Source organism: Mesorhizobium sp. M7A.F.Ca.US.006.04.2.1, assembly GCF_004022915.1.
Classification (GTDB): Bacteria; Pseudomonadota; Alphaproteobacteria; order Rhizobiales; family Rhizobiaceae; genus Mesorhizobium; species Mesorhizobium ciceri.
The window spans coordinates 1-14,171 of record NZ_RZQA01000053.1 but is presented as its reverse complement, the minus strand read 5'-3'; the positions used below and the strand labels follow the sequence as shown (position 1 = coordinate 14,171).

Below are 14,171 nucleotides of genomic sequence, written 5' to 3'. Positions count from 1 at the left end.
CCAACAACTCGGCGTCAGGCGTCATCGACGCGCCGAGACTGTCGATTTCAGGTTTAGCGCTCGACGGCGCCGTCGGCCGCTATTTGTTCGCGCTGACAATTGTCACTGTGCTGACCTTCCTTGCCTACAGGCTGGTCTCGTCGCAGACCGGTCGCAACTTCATCGCCATCCGCGACAATGAAACCGCCGCCCGCATCATCGGCATTCCGGTGCTGAGGACCAAGCTGCTGGCCTTCGCCATCTCGTCCTTCGTCATCGGCGTCGCAGGCGTCATCTGGGCCTTCGCCTATCTGAGGACCGTCGAGCCGGACGGCTTCGATCTCGATCGGTCGTTCCAGATCCTGTTCATCATCATCATCGGCGGGCTGGCTTCGATCCGCGGCGCGTTTTTCGGCGCCGCCCTCATTGTGGTTTTCCCGCTCGCTCTGTCGCGCCTCGGCGGCTTCCTGCTCGGCGATCTCTTCGATTCGGGCGTGCTCGACATGAGCCAGCGCATCGTTCTGGGCGCGCTCATCATCCTGTTTCTGATCCTTGAACCCGACGGGCTGGTGGCGCTGTGGGACAGGGTCCGAAGACGGCTCCTGTTCGCCTGGCAGTCGACTTGAGCTGATGCATTGAAAATGAATCCCATCGGAAAATGAACAAGGGGCCGAACAAGACGGCCCATACCGGGAGTACCTCGACCATGACTTTCCTCAGCACAATCAAGGCGGCGGCGTTGTCCGCGGCGATGATCGTGTCGGTGGCCTTGCCCGCCGCGCACGCCGACGAACAATATTTCCCGCTGCAGAGCTATCGCGTCGGGCCTTACGCGGCCGGCGGCACCGGCTTCTTCGGCGGCTTCATCGACTATCTCAACCTCATCAACATCCGCGACGGCGGCGTCAACGGCGTCAAGCTGACCTGGGACGAATGCGAGACCCAGTACGAGGTCGAGCGCGGCGTCGAATGCTACGAGCGGCAGAAGAGCCATGCCGGCGCCGCCGCCTGGAACCCGCTCTCGGTCGGCATCGCCTATGCCATGATCGACCGCATCACCGCCGACAAGGTGCCGCTGATCACCGTCAACCACGGCCGCACCGATTCCACCGACGGGCGTGTCTTCCCCTACGTCTTCCCGCTGCTGCTCAATCCCTACAGCGAGACATCAGGCATCGTGAACTACATCGCCTCCAAGGAAGGCGGCATCGACAAGCTGAAGGGCAAGAAGATCGTCGTGCTCTATCACGGCTCGCCCTACGGCAAGGAGACCATCCCGATCTATGAGCTGCTGGCGCAGAAATACGGCTTCACCGTGCAGCAGATCGAGGTGCCGCATCCCGGCAACGAGCAGCAGTCGCAGTGGCTGACCATCCGCCGCGCCAAGCCGGATTTCGTCGTCCTGCGCGGCTGGGGTGTGATGAACCCGGTGGCGCTGAAGACGGCGGTCAAGGTCGGCTATCCCGTCGATCACATCGTCGGCAATGTCTGGTCGAATTCTGAAGAGGATGTCATCCCTGCCGGCGACGCCGCCAAGGGTTACACCGCCATCACCACGCAGGCTTCCGGCAACTCCTACCCGGTGGTTCAGGAGATCGTGAAGACGGTCTACGGCGCCGGCAAGGGTAACCTTGAAGACAAGGCGCGCATCGGCTCGGTCTACCACAATCTCGGCATCGTCAACGGCATCCTCAATGTCGAGGCGATCCGGGTCGCGCAGGAGAAGTTCGGCCACCGCACGCTGACCGGCGACGAGGTCCGCTGGGGCTTCGAGCATCTCAAGCTTGATCCGGCCAAGGTCGAGGCGCTCGGCGCCAAGGACCTGTTCCACTCGATCAATGTCAGCTGGGACAACCATGAAGGCGAAGGCTACGTGACCTTCCAGCAGTGGGACGGCAAGAAGTGGAACGTCGTCTCCGACTGGATCGCGCCGGACTGGGCGCTTCTGCGGCCAATCATCGAGAAGTCCGCCGAGGCCTACGCCGCCGAGAAGGGCATCAAGCTACGCACCTCCGACGATGCCAATGCTGTGACCACCAACTGATCAGTCAGTGCCGGGCGTCGCGGACCAAGTTTCCGTGGCGCCCGACCTGTTCGGTTTTCGAACCGCGAAAGAACAGCCTATGCCGAACGATGACGTCATTCTTGCTGTGGACACGGTCCATGCCACCTACAACCACGCCATCACGGCGCTGCATGGTGTCAGTTTCGAGCTCAGGCGCGGCCAGATACTGGCATTGCTCGGTGCCAATGGCGCTGGCAAGACCACGACGCTGAAGGCCGTCTCCAACCTGCTGCCGGTCGAACGCGGCCAGGTCAATGCCGGCACCATCCGCTATGACGGCTCGGATGTCTCGCGCCGCAAACCGGGCGATCTGGTGCGCGCCGGGCTGGTTCAGGTGCTGGAAGGCCGCCACTGCTTCAAAAGCCTCACCGTCGAGGAGAATCTGATCGCCGGCGGCATCGGCCGCAGCGGCAGCCGCGCCGAGATCAACGGGGATCTCGAACGGATCTACGGCTATTTCCCGAGGCTTCGGGAAAAACGCCGGACATTGTCCGGCCTGACCTCCGGCGGCGAACAGCAGATGACCGCCATCGGCAGGGCGCTGATGTCGCGGCCGCGGCTGCTCGTCCTGGACGAACCGTCGATGGGGCTCGCGCCAATCATCGTCCAGGACATCTTCCAGAGCTTGAAAAAACTCAACCGCGAGACTGGCCTATCCATCCTGGTCGCCGAGCAGAACTCCGCAGTGGCGCTGCGATATGCCGACCATGCCACGGTGCTGGAGAACGGCGTTTCCGTTCTCGCCGGCGCGGCCCCCGAGCTTCGCCAGCGCGAGGACATCAGGGCCTTCTATCTCGGTCAATCGAACCCCGGGCAACAGGCGTCACCCGCCACCAAGCCCGCCCATCTCCACGCCGTTGCCTGAATCGAAATCCCAAGGAGCAGTGAAATGACCGTTTCGACCGTCAAGACCGACAAGGCTTCCGCCGCCGTGCCGCCAGTCGCAAGGCCGACCGCCCCGGCGCACATCATCAAGGACGACGCCGAGGCGATTGCGGTTGCCCATGCGCTCGCCGCCGAATTCGTCAAGGACTCCTCCCGGCGCGACCGTGAACGGATCTGGCCGGTCGCCGAACTCGATGCCTTTTCGCAAAGCGGCCTGTGGTCGATCAATGTACCCAAGGCATTCGGTGGGCCGGAGGTGTCCTATGCGACGCTGGCGAAGGTGATCGAGATCATCTCGGCGGCGGATTCCTCGATCGGCCAGGTTGCGCAGAACCATCTCGGCGTCGTCGCTGCCATCCGCACCGTCTCCGACGCGGACCAGCAGAAGCTGCTGTTCGCCGAAGCGCTGAAGGGCACCCGGTTCGGCAACGCCTTTTCCGAGTTCGGCTCCAAGCGCGCCGCCGATTTTGAGACCCGCTTCACCGATGCCGGCGATCATGTGGTTGTCAACGGCCGGAAATTCTATTCGTCCGGCGCGCTGCTCGCCCATCTGGTGCCGATCGTGGCGCTCGATGACGAGGGCCGCGCCTGGTATGCGATCGCCGACCGCGGCGCACCCGGCCTGACCGTTATCGACGACTGGTCGAGCTTCGGCCAGCGCACGACCCTGTCCGGCACCGTCATCATCGACAACGTCAAGGTGCCGAAGACGCATCTGGTACCCGGCTACAAGGGCTACGACAAACCGACCGCCGACGGCGCCATCTTCCAGATCATCCAGGTGGCCGTGGACACCGGCATCGCCCAGGCGGCGATCGACGAGACGGTCGATTTCGTCAGGACCAAAAGCCGCGCCTGGATCGACAGCGGCGTCGACAACGCCTGGGACGATCCCTACACCATTCAGGCCATCGGCGACCTGACGCTGCGCCTGCACGCGGCGCAGGCGCTGCTCGAAAAGGCCGGTCATGCAATCGACCGGGCAGTGGCCGAGCCGACAGCCGAGACGGTGGCGCACGCCCAGATCGTCACTGCTGAAGCCAAGATCTTGTCGACAGAGATCGCCATCGCCGCCACCAACAAGCTGTTCGAACTGGCAGGGACCCGCTCAACCCTGGCCGAGCACAATCTCGACCGGCATTGGCGCAACGCCCGCACGCACACGCTGCACGATCCGGTGCGCTGGAAATACTCGATCCTCGGCAAATATTTCCTCAACGGCGAAAATCCGCCGCTGCACGCCTGGAGCTGATTTCCACCGGCGGGCTGGCGGCCCGCCACGTCAAACCTTCGACCATTCAAGAGGCCCACTGCCATGTCAAACCCAACAGTCGTCGGCTTTTCCGGCAACATCACCAGGCCGTCAAAGACGCGCGCCTTCGTCGATCTGGTCGCCAGGGACATCGCCGCCAGCCACGGCCTATCGGCGAGCACCTATGATATCGAGGATCTCGGGCCGTCGCTGGGAACGGCGAAATGGGCCCGCGATCTCGACGGCCAGGCGCACGCGATCCTGGAACAAATCCTCGCCGCCGACGTGTTTGTCGTGGGCTCGCCGACCTACAAGGGCAGCTATACCGGCCTGTTCAAGCATTTCTTCGATCTGATCGATCCGGCGGCATTGCGGGGAAAGCCCATCGTGCTGACGGCGACCGGCGGTGGCGAGCGCCATGCCTTGATCGTCGAGCATCAGCTGCGGCCGCTGTTCGGCTTCTTCGAGGCCTTTGCGCTGCCCACCGCCGTCTACGCCACCGACAAGGATTTCACCGACGGCGTGCTGCGCTCCGAGGCGATCCTTAAGCGTGCGGCGCAGGCGGTCGACGAGGTCGGCTTTGTGCTGGCCAATCGTTCGGCAGGCCGGATCGCCGCTGAATAGCCTGTCGTCAGCCAGATTGAACTGAACGAAATCCGTGAGGGCAGCGCCCCCGCTTACGCGCAATTTACGACCGACCGCTAAAACCGTTCCTGTCTGATTCGTCTGGGACAGGAACGTCATGAGCAAAGCCCTTACATCCTTCGCATTGGTCGCCGTGCTGACCGCCTTGCTCATGGCGTTGAGCCTGGCTGTCGCCAGGCACGGCTATCCCTATGGCGCGATCGGCGTCAGGCGCCTTGACGGCATTGCCGACGCCGGCGTGTTCATCCCGATTGCCGCCGTCTATTTCTTCAGCGCGATGCTGATGATGATCCTGCCGATCAGGGCGGCCGGCATTGTCCTGACCCATGCCGCAGACGCCCTTTTCTGGACCGTGATCGCACTGTTTGCGACCATCGTCGGCTGTCTGGTCGCCAGATGGGCGTTCGGGCAGGGCAGCGCCGTGTGGACATTGCTGAACTGGCGGTTCCTGTTTTCCCCGGCGATCGTCGGTTGTCACTTCGTCATGAACGAGCTGCGCCGCAACGTCCTGCTGCGCAGCCTGTTCTTCGTCGTCTTTGCCGCCGCGACGCTGGCCTGCCTGTTCTGGTCGTTCACACTCTGACCAGCCGTAACCGGCTACTTCGCTGATCCTGCGGCGATGTTGCCGGCGGCAATTTCCATCCATGTCCAGAGATAGGCGGCAAGACCGCGATCGACATGGATGCGCAGCTTGCCGTCACGGCGATAGACGACGGCGCTGATGCCTGCGAATGAGAGCGCTGCACTGGCGCTCGCTTGGCTGGGATCGAGCGTCGTTCCACGCGCGATGAAAGCGTCGAGCGCCGTGCCCTCGGCCTCGAACATTTGCAGCCCGGCGCTGATCGCCGTCACCGCGAACCCGTCTGCATGCCAGCCCGTCGCGATGGCGAGGACGCTGTTCGAGACGACGAGCAACCGGTCGCGCGCCAGCCGCGCCGCATAGCGGTCACCTTGTGCGGTGCCAAAGGCTCCGATTCCGTTCCCGTCGGCGCTCGAAGCCCGCGCCCACGCGTCGAGGTCGCCGCTGACCAGCAACTGGTTGAGGCCGCAGACCGCGCGTACCACAAGGCCGGGCACCTTGATCACCGCCGATTGCCAATCCGGTGCAACAGACCATTTTTCCGCGAGATCACGCATGCAGCCGGTCTCCTGCCGGGTCGAAGGCGCAAGGGGCGGTAATCGTCGCCTTGCTGATCTTGCCGAGATGCTGGATGTCGATCGTCTCGCCGTGCCGCGTCGCGCCGCGCTCTATCAGCCCAAGCGCAACCGGGCGGCCAAGCGTCGGGCTCTGGTAGCTCGAGGTGACAAAGCCCTGGCTGTGCAATCTGCCGTCGATCCGTTTGATGCCATGCGCGCCGGTCGGCAGCGGTGCTTCGCCTTGCGGCACTGCCAGCCCGACAAGCTGCATGCGATTGTCACGCGACGCCTCCTCGGTGAACAATGAGCGGCGGCCGACGAACTCGGTCTTGCGTTTGGCCCGCGGACCGTGGACGCCGAGATCATGCGGCAATGTGGTGCCGTCGGTGTCCTTGCCGATGACGATAAAACCCTTTTCGGCACGCAGGATCATCAGCGCCTCCAGGCCGATGACGACGGCGTCGAGCGCCTGGCCGGCCTCGCGCAGATGCGCCCATAGCGGCTCGGCGTGGTCGGCCCGGATCGAAATCTCGTAGCTCCTGTCGCCGGTGAAACTGACGCGGGCGATGCGGACTTCGTCGCCGGCATAAGTGCCATGACCGATCGCCATATGCGGCAGGTCGGCATCGTCGAGCGAGAGGCCAAGATGCAGCTTTTCCAGCAGCTTGCGGGCATTTGGCCCCGAAACGGTCAGTGTCGCCATGTCCGGTGTGGCGTTGTGGATGTAGACGGCGCCGCGGCCAAAACGGTCCTGGCGCCATTCCTCCAGCCGCGCATGGACGGCGGCGACATGCGAGGACGAGCACGACACGACGAAGCGATGCTCGTCCAGCCGCACCAGCACGCCGTCGTCGAAGACCACGCCGTTCTCAGACAGCATGAAGCCATAGCGGCAGCGGCCCGGTTTCAATGTTGACATGGTGTTGTAGTAGAGGAAATCGACGAACGCCGCCGCCTGCGGCCCGATCACCTCGATCTTGCCGAGCGTCGAACCATCGAACAGCGCGACCGACTGGCGCGCACGTCGCGCCTCGTCCGCGATCGAACGTTCCGCGTCCGCGTTGCCGCCATAATGAGCAGGCCGCAACCAGCCGCCATATTCCTGGAAGACAGCGCCGCTGGCGCGATGGACGTTTTCGAGCGGCAGCCGCCGTACCGGCGCCATCAACTCACCGACGCGCGCGCCGGCAAAGCTTGCCAGCGGCACCGGCGTGAACGGCGGCCGGTAGGTGGTGGTGCCGACCTCCGGCACCGTGCGGCCGGTAATCCCTGCCATCAGCGCCAGGCCGGGCACGTTGGAGGTCTTGCCCTGGTCGGTCGCCATGCCGAGCGTGGTGTAGCGCTTCAGATGTTCGACCGAGACGAAGTTTTCGCGTGCGGCCAGCTCGACGTCCTTCACCGTCACGTCGTTCTGGTAGTCGATCCAGATGCGGCCTTTCGAGCCCGGCATCGGCCAGGCCGGGAGAATGCCGTCCGTCGCCTCCGGCCCGGTGCTGCGTGGTGTTGCCGCGTTCTCCTTGCCGGCGAATGCCTTTTCCACGCCGGCAAACACCTCCGACAAGGAGACCGCGCCGGCTGCGGCGCCGACCACGGCGATACCGCCGACCGGTTCGCCCGGCAGGAAGGCCGCGCGCGCATCGCTCCAGGCGAGCTTGCCCTTGGCCTGGCCGAAGAGATGAATGGTCGGCGTCCAGCCGCCCGAGACCACAACGCAATCGGCATCGAACCTCGTGCCGTCGTCGAGCGTCACGCCGTCGACGCGCAGCTTGCCGCTGGCGGATGCGAGAGAACGCCCCTTGATCAGCCGGACATTGGCCGCCGCCGCAGGCGTGCCGTCACGCCGGATATCGACAAGCCTGACTTCGGCGCCGACCTCGGCAAGCGCCCCCGCCACCTCATAGGCGCTGTCATTGTTGGTGGCGACGATGATGCGGCGGCCGACCAGCACAGCGTGGCGCCGGAGATAGGCGAACGCCGCATCCGCCGACATGATGCCCGGCAGATCGTTGTTGGCGAAAGGCAGCGGCCGTTCGATGGCGCCGGTCGCCAGCACGATCTGGCGCGGCCTGACCCGCCACAGCGTATCCGGCCGGCCGTCGAGATGACGCTGGTTCAGCCCGACCAGATTGTGGTCGTAAATGCCGAAGGCGGTGGTCGAAGGCAGGATGAGGTGACCGCCAGCGGCAAGCTCGGCAATCGTCTCCTTGACCCATACGGCCGCCGGCTTGCCGTCGATCTCCGCGGCACGATGGCCGAGCGATCCGCCGGGACTCTGCTGGTCGTCGACCAGTGCGACGGTCAGGCCAGCACCGGACGCCAGCCCTGCCGCCGCCAGCCCGGCCGGTCCCGCGCCTACAACCAGCACATCGCAATGATGGTTGATCTGGTCGGCCTTGCCGGGCGAGGTCCAGTCGGCGTCGACTGTGCCCAATCCCGCCATGGCGCGGATGCGCGGCTCGAACCTGTGCCAGTCCGGCCACATGAAGGTCTTGTAGTAGAACGCCGCTGGAATGAAGCGCGCGAAACGGTCGAGGAAGGCGTTGCGGTCGGCCAGCGCGCTGGGCGTGGCGTTGACGCTTTTCGCCACCAGTCCGTCCCGCGCCGGCTCGGTCGTGGCGCGGGTGTTCGGCGTTGCCCGCGTGCCGCCGAGATCGACCAGCGCATTTGGCTCCTCGACGCCGGCGCCCCATATGCCGCGCGGCCGGTGGTATTTGAAGCTGCGGCCGACGACCGCGACGTCACCCGCCAGCAGCGCCGAGGCGATGGTGTCACCGGCAAAGCCTTGCACGATGGTTCCGTCGAAGCTGAAGCGGATCGGGCGCGAGCGGTCGATGGCGCTGCCGCCGGTGGCAAGACGTGAGGCGGTCACGCGACGTGCTCCCCGCCGAGTGCGGCCGAGGACAGCACCTTGTGGGTGACGGTGTCGCGCTCCATGACGAAGAACTCGCCGCAGTTCATGTGAACCCAGATTTCGCACGCCGTGCCTTTCGGATTGGTGCGCAGATAGAGGTAATCAGCCCAGCGATCGATCGGCACATCGGCGCCATCCGGCCGCGCATTTCCGGCATCGCCGCCATAGTGGAATTCGGTTTCGTCGCGCGGGCCGCAGAATGGGCAAGGGAAAAGCTGCATAAAATCCTCAATCTTCGTCTTTATGCATGTCGTTCTCCCAAAACCGCTGCGTACTTTTGGGCGACATGCATCAGTGTGCGATGCCGGAGCCGGCCGCTTCGTCGATCAGCCGCCCGCTGGCGAAGCGATCAAGGTCGAACGGACGGCTGATGTGGTTGTGTTCGCCAGTCGCCAGCAGGTTCGCCAGCAGCGTGCCGCCTGCGGGAATGGCCTTGAAGCCGCCCGTGCCCCAGCCGCAATTGAGGAACAGGCCGGGCAGCGGCGAGGGGCCGATGATCGGCGAGGAGTCCGGCACGACATCGACGATCCCAGCCCATTGCCGCATCAGCTTGAGCTGGCCGAAGATCGGGAACATCTCCAAAAGGCCGGCGATCACCCCCTCCAGCGTCGGCAGATTGCCGCGCTGCGCGTAGGAGGGGATGCGGTCGAGCCCGCCGCCGATGACGATCTCGCCCTTGTCCGACTGGCTGACATAGACGCCGCAGCCGGGCGACAGCACCACCGTGTCGAGGATCGGCTTGACCGGTTCGGACACGCAGGCCTGCAGCGCATAGGAATTGATCGGCAGGCGGAAGCCGGCCTTGGCCGCCAGCACCGAAGAATGCCCGGCCACCGCCATGCCGATACGCTCGGCACGGATCGCGCCACGCGAGGTCTGGACGCCACGGCAGCGGCCGCCCTCGATGATGAAATCGGTGATCTCGCAGTTCTGGATGATGTCGACGCCGAGTCGGCTTGCGGCCCGCGCATAGCCCCAGGCGACCGCATCATGGCGTGCCGTTCCGGCCCTGCCTTGCCAGATACCGCCGAACACCGGGAAGCGTGCGTCCGGTGAAAAATTGTAGATCGGCGCCACCCGGCGCACATCGTCAGGCGAAAACAGCTCCGCATCGATGCCGTTGATCTGCATGGCGTTGACGGTGCGGGCGCCGATCTCCATCTCGCCGGTCGAGTGGCAGAGATTGACCATGCCGCGTTGCGACAGCATGACGTTGTAGTTGAGCTCTTTCGACAATCCCTCATAGAGCCGGTGCGCCAGCCCGTAGAGCTCGATGCTCTCCGGATAATAGTAGTTGGAGCGCACCACGGTGGTGTTGCGGCCGGTGTTGCCGCCGCCGATCCAGCCTTTTTCCAGCACCGCTACGCTGGTGATGTTGTGGTTCTTGGCCAGGTAATAGGCCGTTGCCAGCCCATGGCCGCCGCCACCGATGACGATCGCATCATAGGACAGTTTCGGCTCGGGCGAGCGCCACGCCGGTTGCCAGCCGGTTTGGCCGGCCAGGCCCTCCTTGAACAGCGAAAAGGCGGAATAGCGTGTGGTCATGACGTGCCGGACAGGCCTGATTTTCGGAAAGAAACGTGGATCATCGCATGGTCTTCCGCACTGACGTCACCGGTTCGATCGGTCATGCCCGCATCGCCTTGCCCAGTGGATCGTATGGCGACGAGGCGATGACGCGCGCACCTCTTTCGACGCCGACGATGTGGGTTGTCAACTGCGTATCGATATCAGCCACCTCGCGCTCGACCAGCGCCATGGCGAGGCTCTTGCCGACCGTATGGCCGTAGCCGCCCGAGGTGACGAAGCCAGCAAGCTTGCCTCTATACCAGACCGGCTCGTAACCGCTGGCATCGGCGTCCACCGCGTCGATTTCGAGCGTCACCAGCGTGCGCCTCGATGAAGCCTTCGGCTCCTTCCGGGCCGCCTCGCGGCCGATGAAATCGCCCTTGTCGAAAGCGATCCAGCGGTCCATCCCGGTCTCATCGGGCGTATAGTCCTGCGTGAACTCGCGCGACCAGATACCAAAGCTCTTTTCGAGCCGCAGCGAATTGACCGCGCCGAAGCCGTATTCGGTGACGCCCAGATCGCTGCCTGCGGCAAGCAGCGCGCGGCGCAGGCCTGCGTGCTCATTGGCCTGGCAATGGATCTCGTAGCCGAGTTCGCCGATGACCGAGAGCCGCCCGACTTTGGCCCGCACCAGCCCGACATCCAATGTCTTGCAGGCTAGAAAGCCAAAGGCCTCGTGCGAAACGTCCTGATGTGTGAGGCGCTCAAGCAGCATTCGCGCATTGGGACCAGCCAGCGAGAAACCGACGACCGCGTCTGAAATGTCGCGGACGGTGACGCCGTCGCTCATATGCTGCTCGAACCAGCGCATATGCCACTGCCGCAGATAGTAGGATCCCATGATCCACCAGGAGCCATCGCCCCAGTTGAAGACGGTGAGGTCGCCCTTGAGCTTGCCGTTTTCGCCGAGCATAGCCGCGAGCTTGGCGCGACCCGGATTGGGCAGCGCACAGGCAAGCAGCCGGTCGAGCCAAGCTTCCGCCTGCGGCCCGGCGATTTCGTAGCGTGAGAAGGCAGTGATATCGAGCAGACCGACGCCCTCGCGCACCTTGCGGCACTCCTGTGCGACGATGTCGAAGGCGTTGGAGCGCTTCAGCGTCGGTGTCTCGACGAAGCCATGCGGCGCGAAATAGAGCGGCACTTCCATGCCCCATGAATTGCCCCAGCGCGCGCCGGCGGCATCCATCGCGTCATGCGCGCCGGCTGTCTTCAAGGGCCGCCCCGCCGGCAACTGCACGTTGGGATAGCTCATGACAAAGCGGCGCGAATAGAACTGCCCGGTGGTCTGCCTGATGTATTCGCGGTTGGAGGCGAAATCGCCATAGCGGGCGATGTCCATGCCGTAGACATCGGCTTCCGGCTCGCCATGGATCATCCATTCGGCAAGCGACTTGCCGACCCCGCCGCCTTGCAGGAAACCGGCCATGACGCCGCACGCCACCCAGTAGTTGGGAACCCCGCGCACCGGGCCGACCAGCGGATTGCCGTCCGGCGAGAAGGTGAAGGCGCCGTTCACCCAGCGCTTGATGCCGGCATTCTCCAGGCAGGGGTATCGGCTGAAGCCGAGGGCCAACTCGTCGGCGATGCGGTCGGTGTCTTCCTGGATCAGTTCAATGCCGTAATCCCACGGCGCCCCATCCATGTTCCAGTGCTTGTGGTTGATCTCGTAGATGCCGAGCAGCAGGCCTTTCTGTTCCTGGCGCATGTAGGTGAAGCCTTCGAGATCGACGATCAGCGGCAATTCCTTGTCCAGCGCCTGGATTTCGGGCAGCGCCTCGGTGACGAGATAATGGTGCTCCATCGGCGACACCGGCAGGTCGATGCCGGCCATCCGGCCGACCTGCTTGGCCCACAGCCCGCCGGCATTGACGACGTGTTCGGCAATCACCGTGCCCTTCTCGGTGACTACGTCCCAGCCGCCGTCCGCGCGGCGGTTGAGTGCCAGCACGCGGTTGTGCTCGATGATATCGGCGCCGCGCAGCCTGGCTGCCTTGGCATAGGCGTGCACGACGCCCGAGGGATCGATATGGCCTTCGCGCGCGGCATAGAGTCCACCCAGCATGCCGTCGGTGTTGAGGATCGGGCAGCGCTGCTTGATCTCATCGACTCCGACCAGGTGGACATCGTCGATGCCCATGGTCTGGAAGATGCGGTAGGAAGCCTTGAGCCATTCCCAGCGCTCCGGCGCCGAGGCGACCGAAATACCGCCGGTCATGTGCATGCCGATGCTCTGGCCCGATTCCTTCTCGACCTCGGAGAGCAGGTCGATCGTGTAGGCCTGCAGGGCGGCGATGTTGGGATCGGCGTTCAGCGCATGGAACCCGCCGGCCGCATGCCAACTCGACCCTGCGGTCAGCACCTCGCGTTCGATCAGCGCGACGTCGCTCCAGCCGAACTTCGCCAGGTGATAGAGCACCGAGGCTCCAACCACGCCGCCGCCGATGACGATCGCCCGATATTGGGATTTCATCCTGTCGCACTCCACCCAGCCAGTGTGGAGTACCCTATCGGTATTGTACATATGTGTCTAGAGGTTGGCGGGCAGCGGAATGAGCGCCCGTGACGCCGCTCTGCGCCGATACGGCAGAGGGCTCCTCTGCTGCTGTCGGCAGCAACCGTGCTTGCTATTGGGCCGATGCGCGAAGCGAAATCGTCAGGCCGCGGCGGCCGGGCCGTACTATCGGTTGCGCGAAAGCGTCTTCTCGACATAGCGCGAGAAGTCCTCGACATCCTCCGCCGGAGGCTCCTGGCCGGTGAAGCTGCGCAGATAACCGGCGACGTGAGGCAGGCGGCTGCTCATCGGCTCGTTGAGCTCAAGCGAGTAATAGCCGATCTGCATGAAATACAGCACGCGGGCCCGCACGAAGGCATCCTCCTCGTCGTAGCCGTGACGCATGAACATGTCGCGTATGGCGTTGACACGCTCCTCGTCGGCCTCGTCTAAGGCGCGCCTGATGGCGGGCGAGCGACGGGCCCAGGCCCTGATCGCGAAATCCAGCTGGGGGTCGAACAGCCTTTCGTCCACCCAGCATTCGAAAATGCTCATCACCCCGCGTATGACGGTGGCGGAAGGCCGCCTGGCGCGTTCCACGATGAATTTGGTATTCGTCTGCCGCCAGTAATCCAGCAACTGGTCGAGCAGATCCTGCCGGCTCTTGAAATACCAGTAGAAGCTGGAGCGCGACACATCGAGCTTCTGGCCAAGCGTCAGCACGCGGACGCGTTCGACTCCGTCAGAGATCAACGTTTCAAGCGCAAGCTTCAGCCAGTCTTCGCGAGTGGCCTTGATGTTGCCGGTGGCGCCGGCGCGCTGAATCGTCGTTTCGAGAGCTGCCATCGACACGACGCATGACATGCTGCCTCAGGCAAATCAAGGCTATGGACATAAGTGTACAGAATGAATCGGCCCAAGCCGATTGATGCACGATGGAGGTTGGCTGCATCGAGGCTCGATGGGGAATCGTCGTCGCCCGCCATCCGCGCGGCGCAGGCACGGGGATTTTTGTCGCGGCCGGCGGTTCACTGTTTGCTTTCCCGCGAGGCAATTGTCTGGCAAATACCAGTTCAGACAGATGCCCGCGCGGCCAACAAGCAGGAACACACGATATGACGCTGTTTCGAAAGAACCTCATCGATGGCGAGTGGGTCGGCGATGCCGGTTCGCGCAACATCAACCCCTCGGATACCGGCGACATCGTCGGCGATTATGCATCGGCGGGAGACGATAA

General features: G+C 64.1%; 12 protein-coding genes. 6 read left to right on the top strand and 6 right to left on the bottom strand.

The annotated features are described in order from the left end of the window. The 6 genes from EN925_RS05080 to EN925_RS05055 form a co-directional block, all read left to right on the top strand. A partial coding sequence (locus tag EN925_RS05080) for a branched-chain amino acid ABC transporter permease (protein WP_164894139.1) occupies positions 1 to 605 on the top strand: 605 nt, incomplete at its 5' end. Between the two features lie 80 nt (positions 606 to 685). Beyond that, complete coding sequence (locus EN925_RS05075; protein WP_027164235.1) at positions 686 to 2,023, top strand: ABC transporter substrate-binding protein; 1,338 nt, start codon at positions 686 to 688, stop codon at positions 2,021 to 2,023. Between the two features lie 79 nt (positions 2,024 to 2,102). Beyond that, the gene (locus EN925_RS05070; protein WP_164753483.1) at positions 2,103 to 2,909 is read left to right on the top strand and encodes an ABC transporter ATP-binding protein; all 807 of its coding nucleotides are present in this window, start codon (positions 2,103 to 2,105) and stop codon (positions 2,907 to 2,909) included. Between the two features lie 24 nt (positions 2,910 to 2,933). Beyond that, positions 2,934 to 4,181, top strand: coding sequence for an SfnB family sulfur acquisition oxidoreductase (locus EN925_RS05065; protein ID WP_063171069.1), 1,248 nt, complete (start codon positions 2,934 to 2,936; stop codon positions 4,179 to 4,181). Between the two features lie 63 nt (positions 4,182 to 4,244). Further along, entirely contained in the window at positions 4,245 to 4,805 is a 561-nt protein-coding gene (msuE, locus tag EN925_RS05060; protein WP_013528153.1) for an FMN reductase, read from the top strand. 118 nt (positions 4,806 to 4,923) lie between these two features. Next, a complete protein-coding gene (locus EN925_RS05055) occupies positions 4,924 to 5,409 on the top strand; it encodes a hypothetical protein (RefSeq protein WP_128336386.1) in 486 nt (161 codons plus the stop codon). A 14-nt stretch (positions 5,410 to 5,423) separates the two neighbouring features. On the opposite strand, the gene EN925_RS05050 is transcribed toward EN925_RS05055, so the two are convergent. The 6 genes from EN925_RS05050 to EN925_RS05025 form a co-directional block, all read right to left on the bottom strand. Continuing rightward, complete coding sequence (locus EN925_RS05050) at positions 5,424 to 5,963, bottom strand: hypothetical protein (protein WP_127370279.1); 540 nt, start codon at positions 5,961 to 5,963, stop codon at positions 5,424 to 5,426. Further along, positions 5,956 to 8,832: a sarcosine oxidase subunit alpha family protein gene (locus EN925_RS05045; protein ID WP_127384630.1), complete on the bottom strand. Its 2,877-nt coding sequence runs from the start codon at positions 8,830 to 8,832 to the stop codon at positions 5,956 to 5,958. The genes EN925_RS05050 and EN925_RS05045 overlap by 8 nt, the downstream gene beginning before the upstream one ends. Further along, on the bottom strand, positions 8,829 to 9,095 hold the full coding sequence (locus tag EN925_RS05040; protein WP_128336385.1) for a sarcosine oxidase subunit delta: 267 nt from the start codon (positions 9,093 to 9,095) through the stop codon (positions 8,829 to 8,831). Before EN925_RS05040 ends, EN925_RS05045 begins: the two co-directional genes overlap by 4 nt. 70 nt (positions 9,096 to 9,165) lie before the next feature. Then, complete coding sequence (locus EN925_RS05035) at positions 9,166 to 10,419, bottom strand: sarcosine oxidase subunit beta (protein ID WP_127370177.1); 1,254 nt, start codon at positions 10,417 to 10,419, stop codon at positions 9,166 to 9,168. An 82-nt stretch (positions 10,420 to 10,501) separates the two neighbouring features. Beyond that, on the bottom strand, positions 10,502 to 12,913 hold the full coding sequence (locus EN925_RS05030) for an FAD-dependent oxidoreductase (protein WP_127384629.1): 2,412 nt from the start codon (positions 12,911 to 12,913) through the stop codon (positions 10,502 to 10,504). Between the two features lie 207 nt (positions 12,914 to 13,120). Beyond that, positions 13,121 to 13,780 carry a TetR/AcrR family transcriptional regulator gene (locus tag EN925_RS05025; protein ID WP_024501867.1) on the bottom strand — a complete coding sequence of 220 codons (660 nt, stop codon included), beginning with the start codon at positions 13,778 to 13,780 and terminating at the stop codon, positions 13,121 to 13,123. Positions 13,781 to 14,171: the final 391 nt, after the last annotated feature.